Annotated in this window: 18 protein-coding genes; 8 read left to right on the forward strand and 10 right to left on the reverse strand. The window is 34.8% G+C overall.

The features are described 5' to 3' along the window. The first annotated feature begins 7 nt into the window (after nt 1-7). Genes FYJ80_RS06570 through FYJ80_RS06585 form a run of 4 tightly spaced genes read left to right on the forward strand, consistent with a single transcriptional unit; the run spans nt 8 to nt 4240 of the window. Nucleotides 8-1009, forward strand: a complete 1002-nt coding sequence (locus FYJ80_RS06570; RefSeq protein ID WP_154425409.1) for an aldo/keto reductase — start codon at nt 8-10, stop codon at nt 1007-1009. Continuing rightward, nucleotides 1006-2475, forward strand: a complete 1470-nt coding sequence (locus FYJ80_RS06575) for a Y-family DNA polymerase (RefSeq protein WP_154425410.1) — start codon at nt 1006-1008, stop codon at nt 2473-2475. Before FYJ80_RS06570 ends, FYJ80_RS06575 begins: the two co-directional genes overlap by 4 nt. Next, nucleotides 2472-2882 (forward strand): hypothetical protein, encoded by a 411-nt coding sequence (locus tag FYJ80_RS06580; protein WP_154425411.1) that lies wholly within the window; start codon nt 2472-2474, stop codon nt 2880-2882. Before FYJ80_RS06575 ends, FYJ80_RS06580 begins: the two co-directional genes overlap by 4 nt. Further along, complete coding sequence (locus tag FYJ80_RS06585; RefSeq protein ID WP_154425412.1) at nt 2879-4240, forward strand: MATE family efflux transporter; 1362 nt, start codon at nt 2879-2881, stop codon at nt 4238-4240. Before FYJ80_RS06580 ends, FYJ80_RS06585 begins: the two co-directional genes overlap by 4 nt. Here FYJ80_RS06585 and buk read toward each other — a convergent pair. Both buk and FYJ80_RS06595 read right to left on the reverse strand, forming a co-directional pair. Next, a complete protein-coding gene (buk, locus tag FYJ80_RS06590) occupies nt 4216-5352 on the reverse strand; it encodes a butyrate kinase (protein WP_206360999.1) in 1137 nt (378 codons plus the stop codon). The two genes, FYJ80_RS06585 and buk, sit on opposite strands and share 25 nt — an antisense overlap. After that, entirely contained in the window at nt 5322-5906 is a 585-nt protein-coding gene (locus tag FYJ80_RS06595; RefSeq protein WP_154425414.1) for a class I SAM-dependent methyltransferase, read from the reverse strand. Before FYJ80_RS06595 ends, buk begins: the two co-directional genes overlap by 31 nt. 49 nt (nt 5907-5955) lie before the next feature. Here FYJ80_RS06595 and FYJ80_RS06600 point away from each other — a divergent pair, with 49 nt between their 5' ends. Continuing rightward, entirely contained in the window at nt 5956-7335 is a 1380-nt protein-coding gene (locus tag FYJ80_RS06600) for an MATE family efflux transporter (protein WP_206361000.1), read from the forward strand. Nucleotides 7336-7370: 35 nt separating this feature from the next. Here the strand turns inward: FYJ80_RS06600 and FYJ80_RS06605 are convergent, their stop codons facing one another. The 5 genes from FYJ80_RS06605 to FYJ80_RS06625 form a co-directional block, all read right to left on the reverse strand. After that, a complete protein-coding gene (locus FYJ80_RS06605) occupies nt 7371-8864 on the reverse strand; it encodes an ABC transporter substrate-binding protein/permease (protein WP_154425416.1) in 1494 nt (497 codons plus the stop codon). Beyond that, nucleotides 8864-9979: an amino acid ABC transporter ATP-binding protein gene (locus FYJ80_RS12370; RefSeq protein WP_154425417.1), complete on the reverse strand. Its 1116-nt coding sequence runs from the start codon at nt 9977-9979 to the stop codon at nt 8864-8866. The genes FYJ80_RS06605 and FYJ80_RS12370 overlap by 1 nt, the downstream gene beginning before the upstream one ends. A 254-nt stretch (nt 9980-10233) precedes the next feature. Continuing rightward, nucleotides 10234-11316 (reverse strand): hypothetical protein, encoded by a 1083-nt coding sequence (locus FYJ80_RS06615; protein ID WP_154425418.1) that lies wholly within the window; start codon nt 11314-11316, stop codon nt 10234-10236. Then, complete coding sequence (locus FYJ80_RS06620; RefSeq protein ID WP_154425419.1) at nt 11313-12230, reverse strand: hypothetical protein; 918 nt, start codon at nt 12228-12230, stop codon at nt 11313-11315. The genes FYJ80_RS06615 and FYJ80_RS06620 overlap by 4 nt, the downstream gene beginning before the upstream one ends. Before the next feature lie 3 nt (nt 12231-12233). Continuing rightward, nucleotides 12234-13226 (reverse strand): alpha/beta fold hydrolase, encoded by a 993-nt coding sequence (locus FYJ80_RS06625; protein ID WP_206361001.1) that lies wholly within the window; start codon nt 13224-13226, stop codon nt 12234-12236. A 277-nt stretch (nt 13227-13503) separates the two neighbouring features. Here FYJ80_RS06625 and mgtE point away from each other — a divergent pair, with 277 nt between their 5' ends. Further along, nucleotides 13504-14904: a magnesium transporter gene (gene mgtE / locus FYJ80_RS06630; RefSeq protein WP_154425421.1), complete on the forward strand. Its 1401-nt coding sequence runs from the start codon at nt 13504-13506 to the stop codon at nt 14902-14904. On the opposite strand, the gene FYJ80_RS06635 is transcribed toward mgtE, so the two are convergent. Further along, nucleotides 14899-15297 (reverse strand): GNAT family N-acetyltransferase, encoded by a 399-nt coding sequence (locus FYJ80_RS06635; protein ID WP_154425422.1) that lies wholly within the window; start codon nt 15295-15297, stop codon nt 14899-14901. The two genes, mgtE and FYJ80_RS06635, sit on opposite strands and share 6 nt — an antisense overlap. A 49-nt stretch (nt 15298-15346) precedes the next feature. On the opposite strand from FYJ80_RS06635, the gene FYJ80_RS06640 reads away from it, so the two are divergent. Beyond that, nucleotides 15347-16174 (forward strand): deoxyribonuclease IV, encoded by an 828-nt coding sequence (locus FYJ80_RS06640; protein WP_154425423.1) that lies wholly within the window; start codon nt 15347-15349, stop codon nt 16172-16174. 114 nt (nt 16175-16288) lie between these two features. Beyond that, the gene (locus FYJ80_RS06645) at nt 16289-18061 is read left to right on the forward strand and encodes a Na/Pi cotransporter family protein (protein WP_154425424.1); all 1773 of its coding nucleotides are present in this window, start codon (nt 16289-16291) and stop codon (nt 18059-18061) included. 33 nt (nt 18062-18094) lie between these two features. Here FYJ80_RS06645 and FYJ80_RS06650 read toward each other — a convergent pair whose 3' ends face one another. Beyond that, complete coding sequence (locus FYJ80_RS06650) at nt 18095-18547, reverse strand: tellurite resistance TerB family protein (RefSeq protein WP_154425425.1); 453 nt, start codon at nt 18545-18547, stop codon at nt 18095-18097. A 40-nt stretch (nt 18548-18587) separates the two neighbouring features. Beyond that, on the reverse strand, nt 18588-19943 hold the full coding sequence (locus tag FYJ80_RS06655; RefSeq protein ID WP_154425426.1) for an MATE family efflux transporter: 1356 nt from the start codon (nt 19941-19943) through the stop codon (nt 18588-18590). Between the last annotated feature and the right edge of the window lie 4 nt (nt 19944-19947).

Here is a 19947-nt window from a genome sequence, read left to right on the forward strand (position 1 = left end):
TAATAATATGTATCAAGCAAGTGAAAATCGTTATTCAGAGATGAAATATTCAAGATGCGGAAATAGTGGTCTAAAGCTTCCTCGTGTTAGCTTAGGGCTATGGCATAACTTTGGTAGCTATGCATGTGAAGCAAATATTAAGGAAATACTTTTTACAGCCTTTGATAATGGAATAACTCACTTTGATCTTGCAAATAACTATGGACCTGTCCCAGGAGCTGCAGAGGAAAACTTTGGTAAGGTTATTTCTACAGAGCTAAAAAGCTATCGCGATGAATTAATAATTAGCACAAAGGCAGGCTATGAGATGTATCCAGGTCCTTATGGTGATGGAGGCTCTAGAAAGTATCTATTTGCAAGTCTAGACCAAAGCTTGAGACGTCTTAAATTAGATTATGTAGATATCTTCTACCACCATAGAATGGATAAGGATACTCCACTTGAAGAGACTATGCTTGCACTAAGCGATATAGTAAGAAGTGGTAGAGCTCTATATGTGGGCTTAAGTAACTACGATGGTCCAACTCTAGAACAAGCTGCAAAGCTATTAGATGAGTATAGGGTTCCATTTATTATCAACCAAAACTGCTACAATATTTTTAATAGAACAATTGAAAAGAATGGACTGAAGGATACCTCATATAGATTAAAGAAAGGTATTATTGCATTTTCTCCTCTTGCTCAAGGACTATTAACAGATAGATATATCGATGGTATTCCTGAGGATAGTAGAGCTCACTCCCGAAGTATTTTCTTAAAGGAAAGTGATATTACACTAGAGCGTATTGCTGCAATCAAGAAGCTAAATAATCTTGCAAGAGAACGTGGTGAAACTCTCTCTGAAATGGCTTTAAAATGGGTACTAAAGGATGATAAAGTAACTAGTGTACTTGTTGGAGTTTCCAAAAAGAGTCAGCTATTAAATAATATAAAAGCTGCATCAGGTACTCTTTTTACTCTTCCTGAGCTACAAGTTATAGATGAGGTAGTAAAGCCAGTTCTGAAATGACCGAGAAGGTATATATTGCAATAGATTTAAAATCCTTTTATGCCTCAGCAGAGTGCGTATCAAGATCTCTCGACCCACTAGATGCAAATCTAGTGGTCGCTGATTCATCACGTAGTGAAAAGACAATTTGTTTAGCGGTCTCCCCTTCCCTAAAGGCCTATGGGATTAAAGGCCGTCCTCGCCTATTTGAGGTAGTTGAAATCTTAAAGGATTTAAATAGAAAAAGAGCAAGTAGTGCAAAGCAATATGGCTCCTCTAAATCTAAAAGAGAATTAGATAGTAATCCGCATCTTGCAATAGACTTTCATATCGCAAATCCTAGGATGAGTTACTATATAGATATTAGTAAGAGTATTTATTCTATTTATTTAAACTATGTGTCCCCTGATGATATACATGTTTATTCGATTGATGAAGTATTTATCGATGCAACTAGCTATTTAAAGCTATATAAGCTGGATGCCTTTGCATTCACATCTCTATTGATAAATGAAGTACTAAAGCAAACTGGTATCACAGCTACAGCTGGTATTGGAAGTAATCTATACCTTGCTAAAATCGCAATGGATGTTGAAGCAAAGCATATTAAAGCAGATAAAAATGGTGTGAGAATTGCAACACTAGATGAAATATCATATAGAAAAAAGCTTTGGACACACACTCCATTAACTGACTTTTGGCGCTTTGGACCTGGGTTAGTAAGCCATTTGGAGCGCTTAGGTATTTACACTATGGGTGATTTAGCTAAAGCTTCTTTAGGTGGTAAGAATGACTTTTTAAATGAAGATAGACTATATAAGGAATTTGGAGTTAATGCAGAGCTTTTAATCGACCATGCATGGGGCTGTGAAAGCTGCTTAATGAAGGATATAAAATCTTATAGGCCTGAAAATACATCACTAACACAGGGCCAGGTTTTATCTAGTGCATATAGATTTGAAAAGGCTGAAATAGTATTAAAGGAGATGGCAGACTTAATCTCATTAGATTTAGTCTCAAAGGATTTAGTTGCGTCTGGAATATCTCTTTATGTCGGATATGATATCGATAATATTAAATTTGGAGCATTCTCAGGAGATATAAAATTTGACCACTATGGAAGAAGTGTTCCTAAAAGTGTTAATAAGGCTAAGAGACTAGCTACTCCTACCTCATCAGCATCTATTTTGATTAAGGAATTTGATTTTCTATTTAAGGAAATAGTAAATCCTAAGCTAACTATTAGAAGAATTAATATCGCAGTCACTGATTTAATAAGTGTTGTTGAAGCACAAAGGGATAAGCAATTAGATTTATTTGAAACAGATCAGGAGCAGGAGGCTCTTGATAAGGAAAGAGCTCTACAAAAGGTTACCATAGAGATAAAGGAAAAATTTGGAAAGAATGCTATTTTGCGTGCCCTCGATTATACAGAGGGGGCAACAACAAGAGCTAGGAATAAGCAAATAGGAGGTCATAACGCATGAGCTATGATGATTTAATTTATATAGATTATAAAGCTAAATTGAAGCACCCTCCTATGGATAGAGCAAAAAGAGCTGCCCAGTTTTCTCCATTTGCAGCTTTAACTGGTTATGATAAAGCAATTGAAGAGGAAAGCAGAGTAACAGAGGAAAAAAGAATACTCACTAGTGATGAATTTTCTGAAATAGAGCGAAAGCTTCAAAATGGAATTAATAGAGATGTAGCTATAACATATTTTAAGAAGGATGAAAGTAAATCAGGGGGGACATACCTTACAATTAATAGTAAAATTGTTAAGCTTTTAATTGAGAAAAAAAGAGTATTACTTGAGGATGGTACACTATTAAATATTAAAGATATTTTCTCGCTTGAAATAAAAGGCAATAAAAGCTATGTTGATTATCAATGAAAGGAAGTGGTAGTAAAGCAAAAAGGATGACGGAGGGCTCTATATTTAAATGCCTTCTTTATTTTGCGCTTCCATTAATGGTTGGAAATTTCTTCCAGCAGCTCTATAACACCGTTGATAGCATCATAGTTGGAAACTTTGTTGGAAAGGAAGCTCTTGCCGCAATAGGGTCTGTAGACTCAATTATTAATACATATATTGGATTTTTCGTAGGACTCTCTGCGGGTGCTGGTGTTGTAATATCACAATACTATGGCGCCTCAGATGATGAAAATGTTCATAAAGCAGTTCATACGACTATTGCAATAACTCTAATAATGGCGATAGGCACAACTATAATATCACTCTTTACAACAGATATATTTTTAAGAATATCTAGAGTTCCAAGTGATGTTTGGCTAGAGGCAGAGACATATTTAGGAATATACTTTTTAGGGCTAGTAGGTCTTTTAATTTATAATATGGGCTCAGGTATATTAAGAGCAGTAGGAGACTCAAAGCACCCACTATATTTTCTAATATTCTCAGCGCTATCAAATACTGTTTTAGATATTATCTTTGTTGCAAACCTCCGCTTAGGAGTTGCTGGAGCTGCGTATGCAACTATTATTTCTCAAGCACTATCTGCCCTACTCGTTCTATACACTCTTATAAAAACAAATGATTGCTACAAAATTAGCTTAAAAAAAATAAGAATATATCCAAAGCTTTTAAAGCAGATTTTTAGAATTGGCTTACCTACAGCACTTCAAATGATGGTAACAGCATTCTCAAATGTATTTGTTCAAAGCTATATTAATTCCTTTGGCTCTGCTGCTATGGCAGGATACTCCTCATATAATAAGATTGATAAGGTATGCTTACTACCTCTCCAATCTATTGGCCTTGCAATTACTACCTTTATGGGACAAAACATTGGAGCTGGAAATAGTGAAAGAGCAATAAAGGGAGTAAAGACAGCTACTAGGATGAATGTAGTAACTGCTATTGTTCTTCTTACCTTCCTATGGGTTGTTGCTCCATACCTAATTTATATCTTTAACCAAGATGAGGAAGTAATACACTACGGTACTATCTTCCTTAGGACTATGAGTCCATTCTTTTTATGTGTTGCATATAACCAAATCCATAATGGTGCTCTAAAGGGTGCTGGTAACACTAAAATTCCAATGATAATTATGATGAGCTGCTTTATAGTCTTTAGACAGATTTATCTCTTTGTTATTTCAAGAGTTATCAATACACCAATTGCTATAGCACTAGGCTACCCTCTAGGTTGGCTACTATGTACTATTATTCTTTCAATTTACTATAAAAAGGTTGATATTACTGCTCATAGTGTTTTATCCCAGAAATAAGGTGTAAAAACACTCTTTCCGCTATAAGTATTTGCTTTCTTTTCTCCATTTAATACCTTGAGAACCTCACTATTTAGCACCTCCTGTTCAACCTCTCCAGGATAAACATAAATCGGAGCTATAAAGGCACAGCGCTCTTTAATTCCATCAACAATATCATTAAAGCGAACTAATCCACCTGTAAGAATTATTGCATCAACCTGGCCCTTTAATACTGTACTCATTGCACCTATTTCTTTTGCAATTTGATAAATCATAGTTTTCCAAACTAAGCATGCATGCTCATCTTTTTCTTCTACAAGCTTATGTATTGTATCGGAATTAGAGGTTCCAAAGTGATTAACAAAGCCTCCTGAGCGTGAGCACATAGCCTCAACCTCCTCAACACTATGAGTCTTTGCATACCTAACAGCTTCAAGCACAGGTATAGAGCCAAGTCTTGTTGGAGTAAAAGGTCCATCACCACCTGCGCCCTCAGTGCCATCGATCATCCTTCCATTTTCATGGGCTGCTATAGTAATGCCACCATCGATGTGAGCAACTATAATATTTGATTTCTCATATTCCTTTTCATGCTCCTTACACCAAAGACGTGCAACACCCTTCTGATTTAGCACATGTGATTGAGCTCTTCTATAAACACCCTTTATCCCTGTAAGTCGTGCTTCATCTATCAATTCATCTACATTAGTTGGATCAACAGTATAAGCAATTTTACCAGTCTCCTTTGCAAAGATATATGCAAGCATTACACCTAGCTTTGCACTATGGTCACTTCCGCCCCTATCATCTCTCGTATCGTTGTAGAGTTTTTCATCTATTACCATAACACCAGAGGGCTGTGAATAAGCGCACCCACCTCTACCGATAAATACATCTATATCACTAAGCTTATACCCATATACCCTTAATAGCTCTTCAATTACCCCTCTTCTCATTGGAAGCTGGTCATTTGTACTTTTAAAGCTCAATAATAGTGGAGCATCATGAAAAATACTTCTTGTAAAAAGCTCTCTTTCACCCTCGTAAAGAGATATTTTTGTTGATGTTGAACCTGGATTTATAATTAGCTGCTTCATATCTAAACCTTCTTTAATATAGTATTTAGCCAAAGCTCCTCACACCGAATTTTGCGTTTATCATTAGTTATCCAAACATCATGTATAGCTAGGTTCTTGATCTCGTTTAAAAAGCATGAAAAGCTTTCCTTTGTAAAGTTAGAAAAATACCTATCTCCTATAAAGCCTTCTTCATCTCCAACCTTAAAGGAAGCATAAATATATCCATCATCCTTTAATGCCCTTGATAAGTTAAGTAATACTTCTTTTAATGTATTTTTTTCTAGATGTAAAATCGAAGAACACGCCCAAATTCCATCATATTTATTAATTTCTTTAAAATCCTCAAACCTTAAATGCTTAACCTCTTGGCCTATATAGCTTGACGCTATTTTACACATCTCTACAGAGCCATCGATAGCTGTAACCTTAAAGCCCTTTTCTATAAAGTATTTACTATCACGTCCTGAGCCACACCCGGCATCAAGGATATGCCCATTTTTCTTTATTAAGGGTAGAAATCTATCGTATAGCTCACTTAGGTCAACATTCACTGTTGAATGTGCATAGGAAATAGCATTTGAATCATAATAGGAAATAGTACTCATACTCTTTTATTATTGCTCAATTATATCATTTTTGAATATGATAGCCACCATGGGAAGTTTTAGAAAAAAATTTTTTGGGAGTAAAGAGTTCTATTTATCTGTATTAGCAATAGCTCTTCCAATAGCAATACAAAACTGTTTTACTAATTTTGTTAACCTACTAGATAACGTCATGGTAGGTCAGATGGGTACTCTTGAAATGAGTGGTGTATCGATATCTAACCAGCTTATTTTTGTGTGTAACCTTTGTATATTTGGAACTGTCTCTGGAGGCGGAATTTTCTGTTCACAGTTCTTTGGAGCAAATGACTGGAATGGTGTTAGAAATGCAATAAGATTTAAGCTCCTAGTGGGATTTACAATTATTTCTATCTCAATTATTTGCTTCGTATTCTTTGGAGATAAGCTAATTTATCTATTTTTATCTGGTGAAAAGGATTTACAAAGTGTAGAAAGAACACTTAGCTATGGCTTTGACTATCTAAAGATAATGGCGATAGGAATTCCAGGCTTTTTGCTTTCTCAAATATATGCAAGTACGCTAAGAGAGGGTGGAGAGACTATGCTCCCAATGAAGGCAGGGATAATAGCTATCTTAACTAATTTAATATTAAACTACCTCCTTATTTTTGGACACTTTGGCTTTCCAAGGCTCGGAGTAAATGGTGCAGCTATAGCAACAGTAATTAGTAGATATGTTGAAGCTATGATTATTATATTTATAGCTCATAAAAGATATGAATACTTTAAAGGTCTTTATAAGACTTTAATTATTCCAAGAGCTCTTTTTATAAGGATCTTTAAAGCTGCTATTCCTTTAATGCTCAATGAGACCTTTTGGTCACTTGCTATGAGTACCTTAGTTCAGTGCTACTCAACAAGAGGTATCAATGCAGTTGCAGGTTATAATATAGCAAATACATTAATACAGGTTGCCAATAGCTCATTTTTAGCAGTAGGCTCTGCAATTGGAATTATTATTGGTCGATTATTAGGTGCAAATAAGAGTGAAGAAGCTGTAGAGACAGATGTTAAGCTCATAGTCTTTTCTATAATGGTAGGATTAGGCGCCGGTATTCTTTTAATAATACTATCACCAATATTCCCAATGCTATATAACACAACAGCAGAAGCAAGACTAATTGCTACTCAATTTTTAATCGTACAGGGATGCTTCTTACCACTCTTTGCACTTAGAAATGCATCATATTTTACACTTCGTTCAGGTGGAAAAATATTAATTACTATCTTAACAGACTCACTATTTATGTGGCTTTGTCCTGTACCTATAGCATTTATCCTTAGCCGATATACAGCTATGTCTGTACCACTATTATTTATGACTGTACAGATGAGCTACATCTTCAACTGTATTGTTGGTATCGTATTAATTAAGAAAAGAGTTTGGGTTAGAAATATGGTTAGCTAAAAAAAGAGTGCCACGCAAGTAGCACTCTTAATTCCTTACTCCCACTCCTTAATACCCTTAAGGATTTTTTCTTGACTTCTTCGTCTTGGATCAATTCTATTTTCGACCCAGCCAACGAACTTAGTCATTACTGCCGCAATAACGAAGTACATTATCGCAGTTAAGATCAATGGGAAGAAGGCTTCATAGGTTCTTGATCTTACTAAGTCACTTATCTTTGTTAAATCGAGTACAGCGATGTAACCTACAACAGAGGTCTCCTTAATAAGTGTTACAACCTCATTCTTGTATATTGGTAGGAAGTGATGAGCTGCTTGAGGAAGTAGAATCTTAAAGAAGCTCTGGTGATCTGAATAGCCTAAAGCAATAGAGGCTTCAAGCTGTCCCTTACCAATTGCATTGTACCCTACTCTTAGCATATCGATCATAGAGCATGCAAACATCAATGAGAAGCCCACAACAGATACCCATGTACCAGAGAGTCTTGAGGAGCCAAATACTATGTAATATAGTATCATCAATAGTAGTACTGTTGGCATTCCATGGATTAACCAAAGCATAAAGTTAGTAATACCATTAGCAACCTTATTTCCATGTCTACAAGCCATGTAAACTGCAAAGCCAATAGCTGAACCAGCTAAGATAGATACTACAGTAATTAAAATAGTCTCACCTGCACCCTGTACAAAGAGCTTCCATCTATCTTCCTTAATAAATGTCTTATAGAAGCTATTTTGGAGCTTTTCAAAGAAGCCTAGCTCTGAGCTATCCTCACCTAAAACAACTAGCTCAATAGGTGTTTTGTAATAAACATCTGTTAAAGTGCCTGTTTCATTTCTTTCAGCGCTTACAACGATATTCATACCAACATCATATTTTCCTGTCTCAACGCCTGGAGCGATTGCTTCAAATGGAACCTCAAAGAATACTGGTGTATATCCATATTCACGGCAGAATCGACAGATGAAGTCAACGTCAAAGCCTGAAATCTTACCATTGCTGATAAATGAGAATGGCTCATAACCACCCTCTACAGCTACTGAGATAGTTCCATTTTCACCTGTAAAGCCTGTAATATCACAGGTATCTGTATCAGGGTCGAAGTCTGCAATCCAATAATCATAGATTTCATCGAGCATTCCATTGGCACGGCTTTTTGCAATAAAGGCATTAATCTCTCTTAATAAGCGATCCTTTTTGCTATTGTTTCCGATAATACAAGTTGCATTGATATATCCTGCAGGCTCACTTAAGGTTGTAAGCTCTGGGTGGTTCTTCTTTTGAACACCAAAGCTAACCTGCTCAATTAAATATGCATCAACCTTACCTGATGTAAGTGCAAGGATCATATCGTTAGGCATTGTATAATATTGGAATGTAGCATTTGGAAGACGATCCATGATCAGCTCTTCATATAATACTGCAGTTTGAACACCAATATTCTTGCCATCGAGCTCATCAATTGATGAGATTGCAAATAGAGATGTTAATGATAGAAGCATCAAAAGAAGGATTAATATCTTTTTCATTATTTACTCTCCTCCTGCCACTTAAAGGACATAATAATTTGATGCTGGTATCCAAGCTCATCATCCTTTAGCTCTGTTTGAGCAAAGCTAGTTGTAGGCTCCTGTAATAAGAGCTTAAAGAGCTTACTTTCACATGAATTAACATCAAAGTACTCACCATTATATTTAATGGTCATAGATAGAATATCGCTCTTTTCAGAGTATTCAATTTTAACCAAAATATCTGGAGTATCAGAGTATGAAGCAATATTGTTGATACAAATTTCTTCAAGCGCAAGTAATAGCTTACTTAATCTTTCAGCCTCAATTAAGAGCTTTTCACCATAAGAATGAAGCTCTTCGTTCATAGCTTCGATATCAAACTCTGTAGAATCGATACGATATGTAAGAGAGGATAGACGCTGAATAAACTTTCTTGTCATCTCCTTCTTAGGATTCTCAAAGATCTCTTTAGGAGTACCCTCCTCATATATTTCACCATCATACATGAATAAAATACGATTAGAAATCTTTCTTGCAAAATCCATCTCATGAGTAACGATCATCATTGTTCTACCTGTATTAGCTAAGAGCTTAATTACAGACTGAACCTCTCCGATCATACTTGGGTCCAAGGCAGAGGTTGGCTCATCGAAAAGAATGATATCAGGATCCATTGCTAATGTTCTTGCAATAGCAATACGCTGCTGCTGACCACCAGAGAGCTCATCTGGGTAGTTAAATACCTTAGATGCAAGACCTACAGATTGTAATAAGTACATTGCCTTATCATAAGCCTCTTGTCTTGATCTCTTTAAGAGAGTTATCTGAGGATTCATAATATTTTCGATAACTGTTAAATGGCCAAAAAGATTAAAGGACTGGAATACCATTCCCATGTGCTTTCTAACCTCATTGAGGTTACAGCCTCTTTCTGTGATGTCCTGGCCATCGACGATAATGCTACCGGAAGTAGGTTCTGTCAACATGTTGATACATCTGAGCAGTGTAGACTTACCAGTACCGGATGGTCCGATGATTGATATGATATCTCCCTTGTTGATTGTTACGTTAATATCCTTTAGAGGAATCGTATCATCATCAAACTCTTTCCTTAAGTGTTTAATCTCTATCATTTCACTCCACATGACACTGTAAAAAAAAGAAGTAAAAAAGGAGATGTAAAGACACCTGGTAAGCTTTAAGCTCACTAGTTGTATCCTAACTTTCCTCTGTCGACCTTCTTAATTCCCACTTTGTCTCACCTAAAAAAATTATTTAATCAACACCCTTATAAAGTATGAGGGGTCAATGGTCAAGCCTTTTTTGGAAAGAAATTGATAATAACTTTAAAATCCAAATTTTTGAGGTAAAAATAGTCAATTAAATATCAAAAGAATAATCGTATCATAAGAGAAATATTATCCTTTGGATTATATCCAACATATTGGCTAGTCTCACTAATATTGTATGACAAGAAGCACTCAAAGAAGAATAGCTTAAGCTTTAAGCCAAATGAAGGATATCCACCCTTTAGCCCGCCATATAGTCCAATATTTTTCCAAAGCTCTACTCCACCACCAAAGTTTAAGTGGTATAAAAGGGTACTACCATTTTTGATGTTAAACACATCTACTAAATCTATAGCACCCATAATTGTTAATGGTCCAAGCTTATTCTTATAGCCTAGAGACATACAAACAGATGATGGAATAGAGATGTTCCATAATTCATTACTAAAGCTATCTTTAAACTTAATATCAAGTGCTAAATCCTCAACTGTTAATGCAGTTGAAAAACCATATGGCATATAAAAGGTAGCTCCGAGATCAAAGGAAATATTACTTCCACTTATTAATCCATCAATAAGCCTTTCTCTATTAATATAGGAATCTACAAAGCTAGAGACATCTACAGGGATTGTATATGCTCTATAATTAAAATGTGATACTCCTCCTATTGCTAATGAATAATCATTTTCAAATTCAAAGTTGTGTGAATAGCCCAAGGATATTGCTACTTCAATTGGAATAGAGATAGAAGCTGAGATACTTTCACCATCTGTATATAGACCGGCTCTTGCATCACCATCTAAGAAAAAGCCATTAATAAAAATCATCCCAGAAGCTTGTAATGCTGCAAAATATGAGCTTCCAGAGAAGATAGATAGAGAATCAAGGAGCTGATTTGCATCTCTATTAATTGCTCCCTTAGCTGTAGAGACTAAATAATTTAAATTTGAAATAGAAATCTCAAGCTGAGGGATTATCAAGCTAAAGCCCTCTCCATGTGCTGATGGATTTACAAAGGAAGAATCCTCTCTAAGTGCAATAGCTCTACCACTTGAGCCCATTGCTATAAAGGTTGAGGAGGTAGGTCTAAAGGTTTTACTCTCTAATTCACTAATATATGGGGCTGAAAAAATAGATGTCACAAGAGAGAGTATTAAAATAATTAAAATTAATTTCTTCATACATTTACCTCCGATAGCAATGTGTAAATAGTATCAAAGCTAGGAAGGCCAACCTCATCCTCATTATTAAATGTAATTCTATCAAGGCAAGCTATTGGTGATAACAAGTGTCTCAAAAGAACTGAAATTGAAACCTTAGCAGTTTCCTCTAATTCCCTTTCTATTTCAGCTACCATTTGATCAAGCTGAGCAGTTGTTATATTAGATATATCAATATTTTCAAAGCTTATAGAAGAAGTTTGCTTAACAACATATACACATATATCATTAATGCTTGAAATTAAGCCATCGATTAGGTTAACAGTCAATTGACACCTAATTAAATCTCCATTTGTAAGGCTTTCACTATTTAGCATATTTATAATAGGATTAAAAAGCTTTTCTGCAGCTTCATCTAATAAAGTATTTATGCTTTCAACTAGCTTATTATATTGCTCTCTTAATTTTTTTTCTGAATCGCTTAATTCACTATCTAGAGAAGCTATTGGAAGAAGCGCTTTGATAGAACTTACTATTTTATCTTTACTATCTCTCAAAATCGCTGCCATACCCTTAAGAGCTAAAATACTCTCTTTATCACTTAGCTTTTCAGAGAGAAATGCGTCTATCTCTTCTTCTGTATAGCATTTTGCATTAATCATTATAGTTAATGCTTCAAGCTCCTCTTTAGTTTGTGAGCGAAGTATATATCCGCTAAAGTCTTGCGGCACAGAGACATTACACTGGATAAATAAATCATTACCAAGCATTCCTCTAACTATATCGGTTTTTCCTTCCTCTATTTCTGCTTTAGTTACAGCTGGAGTAATCTTTAAGCTCTCCTTTTGAGCAATTCCAAGCTTTTGATATACATTTGAAAGCTCACAGGAGCTAAGTAAAAATATAATTAATAAAAAATAAATTAGCTTTTTCAATTGTTAACCCAAAAATGAGAAAAACTCACTCCAAAACATTAGATTTACACTATCACTACTAAACATAATTTCATGCTTAGAGCCCTTTATTTCTACGATATCACAGGAAGGAACCTTAGCTGCAAATTTAACTTGCGAGTCCTTTCGAACTGAGTGATCAACCTCTGCTTGTAGAAGTAAGGTAGGAATTATAATTTTTCTTGCTTCCTTAACAATCTGGGAGGTTGCTTTTAAAGCTGAATTAACCCATGACCATGTTGCACCATTACTTTTATATCTATCATTTTCTCTTTTTATCTTTTCAAAGTAGTTATAGCGCTCTCTACTTTTATCTGGAGAGTGTTCGAAATCACCATCATCTGAAAATTTATGGTGTCCTAATACATAATCATATTTTCTTCCAAGCTTTACCATAATAGCTGCTAGAGCTCTACCAATTGGATATGGAAGTGCTCCCATATTAACACCTATCATTGGAGAAGAGAGGACACATTTATCAAATAGCTTGCTCTCCTTTTCTATTACTCTAGCTGCTATTCCACCGCCCATAGAGTGACCGAATAAATATAGCTTTTCTGCTTTTTTACTTTTCTTAACAACTGTATTAGTAAACCTAATTACATCATCAACATATATTTCAAAGTCATCTACACTAACCTTTGATAAGTCATCGAGTACTTCTTTATTTCTTGTAGAAGCACCATGTCCAAAGTGCTCTATCATAAAAACCTCATAGCCCTGCTTAATGAAGGTGTAGATAATTTCACTATATTTTAATATACCTTCAGTAAAGCCATGTAAGATAACTACACACCCCTTAGCAGAAGGATTATTAAAGTGCTCATAGTAAATTTCATGGCCATAGCTTGATACCATAGTGCCTTTATCACAAATAGTATCAAGATAAGGTCTAATTTCTTTTTCTACAGTATTTGAATATCCATTTTCCTTAATTAGTACTAAATTATCTAAGCTTTTATTTGCAACTCTGACCATAGCAAACTCCATATTCTTCAAAGAATAAATATAAATTATATCACTATCAATATATTAGTAAAAATAAGTGCTACCATATTTTAATTTATTGCGATATCATAAATGTGTTTAGTCCAAACACATACTTTTAAAATAAGGAGACAAAGATGGAAGAAGGCAGTAGTCGTAGAAGTGTACAGCCACAAAATGAAGATACTGTTCCTTTATCTAGAACAGTCTCTTTATTGTGATATCACTCTTACATTTTTTCTGCGTCATTTTATCTTGAAAAAAGAAAATGAACGACAAGGATAAGACATTACAGGTACGCCCTGATTATGCAGTTGAGGTTTCTCAATTAATTAAAGGTACTCTTAGTCCAAAGCTAATGAAGGAAAAGCTATTAACATATCATGAAAGTGATATTGCTGATGCTTTAAAGTATCTAAAGAGCGATGAGCGCTTTAGATTATATTCATTACTTGGACTACAATTACTATCACAGGTTCTCGCTCATACAGATGATAGAAATATCTATATTGATGAGCTTCCTTTAAAAAAGCAGGAGGAAATTCTTCACTATTTAGATTCAACACTAGCAATTGAATATCTAAAGGGGCTATCTAAAACGGAAAGAAATACTCTAATTGATCTCATGGATGAGGAAAGGAAAACTGAATTAAGCTTAATTAACTCATTTGATGAAGATGAAATTGGAAGTAGGATGACTACAAACTACATTCAAATTGAAGAGGGTATTTCAATTGAGAAGGCTATGAGCTCACTTATAGCTCAGGCAGCTGAGAACGATAACATCTCAACAATTTATGTTGTTGATAGCGATGGATTATTTGAGGGTGCAATTGATTTAACGGATTTAATAATAGCTAGAAAAGGTACTAATCTTGATGAAATCACAGTTACCTCATATCCATATGTTTATGCAACAGAGCTAATCGATGATTGTATTGAAAGATTAAAGGACTATAGAGAGGACTCAATTCCTGTATTAAATAGCGATAATAAGCTATGTGGAGCTCTTACTGGACAGGAGCTTAGTCAATTAATTGATGATGAAATGGGTGATGACTATGCAAAGCTTGCAGGTCTCTCTGCAGAGGAGGAGCTTAATGAGCCACTTAAGATGAGTATGAAGAAGCGTCTTCCATGGCTTATTATACTGCTTGCATTAGGCCTTGGTGTTTCATCTGTTGTAGGTGCTTTTGAAAGTGTAGTTGCACAGTTAACAATAATTATTAGCTTCCAGTCTTTAATCTTAGATATGGCAGGTAACGTTGGAACACAATCACTTGCCGTAACAATTAGAGTTCTAATGGATGAAAAGCTCTCCTTTAAGCAAAAGCTACTTTTGGTACTTAAGGAAATTAAGATAGGCTTTGCAAATGGCTTTTTGTTATCAATTATTTCGCTATTAATTATTTTTGCTTACCTATTTCTTTTAAAGGGACAGCCTATTAATTACGCAATTCTTTATGCTTCATGTGCATCTATTTCATTAATTATTGCAATAGTGCTATCAAGCTTCACAGGAACTGTAGTTCCACTACTCTTTAAAAAGATAAAGATCGACCCAGCAGTTGCTTCAGGACCACTTATCACAACTATTAATGATTTAGTAGCGATAGTAACCTACTATGGCCTTGCTTGGGTCCTATTGATTGGAGTTTTCAACCTATAAAATTTCTTTTATAAAGTGATAATGCTTATAATTACTGAAGACAGGATCTATGATTAGGTTAGCCTTAAAGCCCATCCTTTCATAGAACCCTGGACTTTGAAATGAGTATGTATTTAGCATTATCCTTTTTACTTTTTTCTCTCTAGCAATATTCTCTAATTGAAGAATAAGCCTTCGTCCAATACCCTTTTTTCTGTAATCCTTATCTACGACTAGATAATCAACATAAATTGAGTCAAAATCACGAGTAGCAGTAAGACCACCAATTAATTTATCACCATCTTCCTCATAAATATTAATAGTTTCACTATCTGTAAAGAACTCTCTATTATATTTTCTTAGAGTATTTCTTATTCTCTCTGCACTCTCTTTGCTATCATCTTGTAAAATCATTATTCAATTATAATATTGACACTTATTTTTTTGCAAATATTATAGAGCTATGCTATATATTGGACCACACGTATCAATTTCAGGATCTATTTCATTTGCACTCGATAGAGCAAGAGAGCTAGGAGCTACAGGCTTTGCTATATTCACGAAGAATCAAAGACAGTGGAAAAGTCCCGCTCTTAAGGATGAGGACATTGCTTCCTTTAAAGCTAAAATGAAAAGCTATAGCTACTCAAAGGCTGCTATCCTCCCACATGCAGGTTATTTAATAAATTTAGCAACTCCAGATGAGGAGCTAAGAGAGAAATCCTTAAATCTATTCTTAGAGGAAGCTAGAAGAATTGATGAGCTTGAGCTTGAATTAATTAATATCCACCCAGGAGCATATAAGGAAGGCTCTGTAGAGGATGGTATTAAGCGTAGTGCTGCTATGTTAGATGAGGTTCTAGAGAGACACCCTAATATTAAGGTTGCACTTGAAAATACAGCAGGAGCTGGAACTATTTTAGGCTCAAGCTTTGAGGAGCTTGAGAAAATACTTTCTAATATTCACGCCTCAGATAGAGTTGGCTTTACTCTCGATACAGCACATCTATTTGGTGCTGGATATGATGTAAAAGCAGACCCAGATAAGGTCCTCGATTCCTTTTTCTCAATCTTTGGAGCAGATAAGCTATATGGAATGCATCTAAATGACTCTAAGGTCCCTCTTTCCTCTAATAAGGATAGACATGACAATATTGGGCTTGGATTAATAGGAAAGGATGCATTCATGCAAATAGTAAAGAGAAAGGAAGTTCAAAACATCCCTTTAATCTTGGAAACTCCAAATGAAGAGCTATGGAAGGCTGAAATAGCGACACTTTTAGGAAATTGAAGAAAAAAGTTAAGAAAATAATAAAAATATTGCATTAACAATTCACATAATTATTACAAATATTTTACTTTTATTTTACACTTGAAATTAAAGTACAAACTAAAGAGGAGATAAATGGATTTTGTTGATGCACTAACCCTATTAGGTGGCGTTGCTCTTTTCTTATTTGGAATGACATTAATGGGAGATGCGCTAAAGCTAGTTGCTGGTAATAAGCTTGAATTAATACTTTACAGGCTATCAGGGACACCCATAAAAGGTATTTTACTTGGCACTGGAGTTACAGCAGTCATTCAATCATCATCTGCAACCTCTGTAATGGTAGTTGGATTTGTTAACTCAGGGATGATGAAGATTAATCAAGCTATTTCTATTATTATGGGAGCAATAATAGGAACTAGTGTAACAGGTTGGATCATTTCTCTCTCTGATATCTCAGGTGGAGGTGGAATATTAAGCTTATTCTCCACAGAGGTATTGTCTGCAATTACGGCTATCATTGGCATTTACTTAAGAATGTTTAATAAAGAGCGTAATAAGCAACACATCGGTGATATCCTACTAGGCTTTTCGATATTGATGTTTGGAATGAAGAGCATGAGCTCCTCCGTTTCTGATTTAAGAAACTCTGAGGTATTTATCAACCTACTCACTAAATTCACTAACCCATTTTTAGGCATTTTAATCGGTCTTATTTTTACAACAATAATTCAAAGCGCTTCAGCAGCTATTGGTATTTTACAAGCACTATCTGCTACAGGTGCAATTACCTTTGAAATTGCACTACCTATTATTATGGGTATAGCTATTGGAGCTGCAGTTCCTGTATTACTTTCAGCCTTTGGCGCAACAGTTGAAGGTAAAAGAACAGCTGTTTCCTATTTAGTAGTCGATTTTCTTGGCTCTCTTATTTTCTCAATTTTATTTTACTCACTAAATTTCTTTTTCCACTTTTCATTTATGTCTACACCTCTTAGGAGTGTAAATATAGCACTAATTAATACAGTCTTTAGAGTTGCAATAGTTTTAATACTAATGCCATCAATAAATATTATTGAGAACATTATTTCTATGTTAATTAAGGATGAAGCTGTAAGCAGTGAAGCAGAGCTTGATGAAATAAATAGCTTAGAGGAACGCTTTATTTCATATCCTCCATTAGCAGTAGAGAACTCAAAGCTCGCAATAAGGAAGATGGGTGAATTAGCTCTCAAAAATATATATGATGCTTTAGACCTTTTAGTTTTGTCCTATAGTGATGATGGATATAAAGAGGTTGAGAGAATAGAAAATATTATTGATAAATATGAAGATAAAATTGGTACCTACCTTACTAAGGTAGCAGTGAGAGAGCTTCCTTCAGATTTAAATCGCTCTGTTACAAAATTTTTACACACTCTTACAGATTATGAAAGAATTAGTGACCATGCACTAAATCTTGCTCAAAGTGCAAAGGAAATAAAGGATAAGAACATTACTTTTACATCTGATGCTATTAGAGAAATTAGAAATATTACAGGTGCTTTAAAGCGTATACTAGCTATGGTAGTTGAAGCCTTCAATAATAATGATATAGAGCTTGCATATAAAATAGAGCCTCTAGAGGAGATCATTGATGAGCTCTGCATAAAAATGAAAGCAAACCATATAGCCCGCTTAACAGCAGGTAGCTGTACTTTGTTAAATGGTTACATTTACAATGATATGGTTGGTGATTTTGAGAGAATTTCTGACCACTGCTCAAATATAGCTGCCACTATGATTGAAATGGAGGGTGGTGTATTAGGAATACATACATATACAAATGATATTAAGAGCCGTCATACTCATAACTATGAAGAAAACTATAGAAAATTTAAAAATGAATTTAATTTAATGACTACTTAATAAATACTAGGCAGGATTACTCCTGCCTATAGTTTATTTAATTAGTTGCTTGATCCAAGCCTTTTCTTTAAATGAAATCTTTCCATCTATTGCACAAATTAACATGCAAACAACTATAATATCGGCTTTAATGTCCTCAGAGAAAAGACCAATAAGATCAACCATATCGTCTACAACTCTTTTTAGCTCCTTACCTTCCTTCCTTAAATCTTTAAACGCCTTAACACAGCTATCGTAATCAAGGTTATCACCTAAGAATGCGTGGAGAGCTGGATATAGGAGTGCATATTCCTCCTCAGAAATCTTTCCATCTGCGGCTACAGCTGCAAAGATAAAGGATGAAAAGATTGATACTCCTGTTAATCCATCAGCTGAGAAGTTAACTAATACAGGTAAAATCCTTTTTGATTTTTCTACCAAAATATCTGCGTATGTAATTGGATCAATTTCTTCAAATTCTTTAACTAGCTTATCAAAATCATTCATTTATTATTTCCTCCATTGAGGAAAAAATAAGAAAAGAAAGCTAAATCGTCAAATCCTTAACCCACTTATATTTTTTATAGTGGTACATAGTCCATGGAATCTTTCCAACCTCATCAAGACAGGTACACCCATATACAATTAATACAGGCCAGGAGAAGACAAAGGTACCTAGTGCTGCTAATGGAATAGCTACCATCCACATAGTTACACATAGAGAGTAAAAGTCAAACATAGTGTCTCCACCAGATGCAAACATTCCATTAATAACTACAGAATTAAGTGAGCAGCCAACCATATATACAGAAAGCACTATAGCCATTTCTAAGAAGTCTCTAGTAGCCCCTTCTGATAGCTTAACTATTTTTAATGAAGGATAAACTGTTAATAAGGTTAATATTGCTGAGATAATGCCACAAATAATAGATATTACAACAAGCTTATCGCCATACTCTCTAGCTCTATCTAGCTTTCCACTACCAAGCTCGTAGCCAATTAGTATTGCAGTTCCTCCAGCTAAGCCCCTCATAAAGCAGCTAACTAAGCTTCTTACTACAGAAGCTACAGAGTTTGCAGCAGCGGCATCAACGCCCATATGTCCCATAAATGCTGAATAGGAGGTAAATCCTATAGTCCATACTAAATATGCGCCCATTAATGGTATTAGCTGTTTTACAAAATCTCTTGATAGTCTTTTTGAGAAATAGAATAGCTTTGTTAAATCAGGTCTAGTAAAGCTATCCTTTGAGCAAACTATTATAGCTAAAAATAGCTCCACTACCCTCGAAATAACAGTTGCTAAAGCAGCACCATTTACTCCCATTTTTGGCATTCCGAGTAGCCCAAAAATAAATATCGCATTTAAGATTATATTTAAAATAACAGCTACAGTACTAATTTTTGCAACAGCAGCAGTATTCTTTCCAAGCTTAATTAAGGCAATGAGACATTGAGAAAACCCAGTTATTAAATATGAAATAGCTGCAATCTTTAAATAGCTTACACCGTAAGAAATTAATACATCTTCATTAGTAAATATCTTCATCATTCCTGCTGGTATAAAAAAGCATAAAAAAGAAAATACTAAGCTAACTAATACACAAATTCTAAGTGACATACAAAAAAGCTTATCAACTGTTTTTTTATCGCTCTTACCTGCATATTGTGCACCTAATATCTGAAATGCAGCAATTACACCTGTTACTGTAACATTTTGTACAAACTGTATTTGTGACGCTAGAGAAACTGCAGCCATAGCATTTTGCTCTAGTGAACCAAGCATTATTGTATCTGAAGCAGCAACACAGGCTAGCATAAAGTTCTGAAAGGCAATAGGTAATGCTAAATGAAATAATTTGGAATTAAAGCGTCTATCAGAAAAAAGATTTTTTAAATTCATATAG

This window comes from Bullifex porci, from assembly GCF_009695635.1.
GTDB lineage: Bacteria > Spirochaetota > Spirochaetia > Sphaerochaetales > Sphaerochaetaceae > Bullifex > Bullifex porci.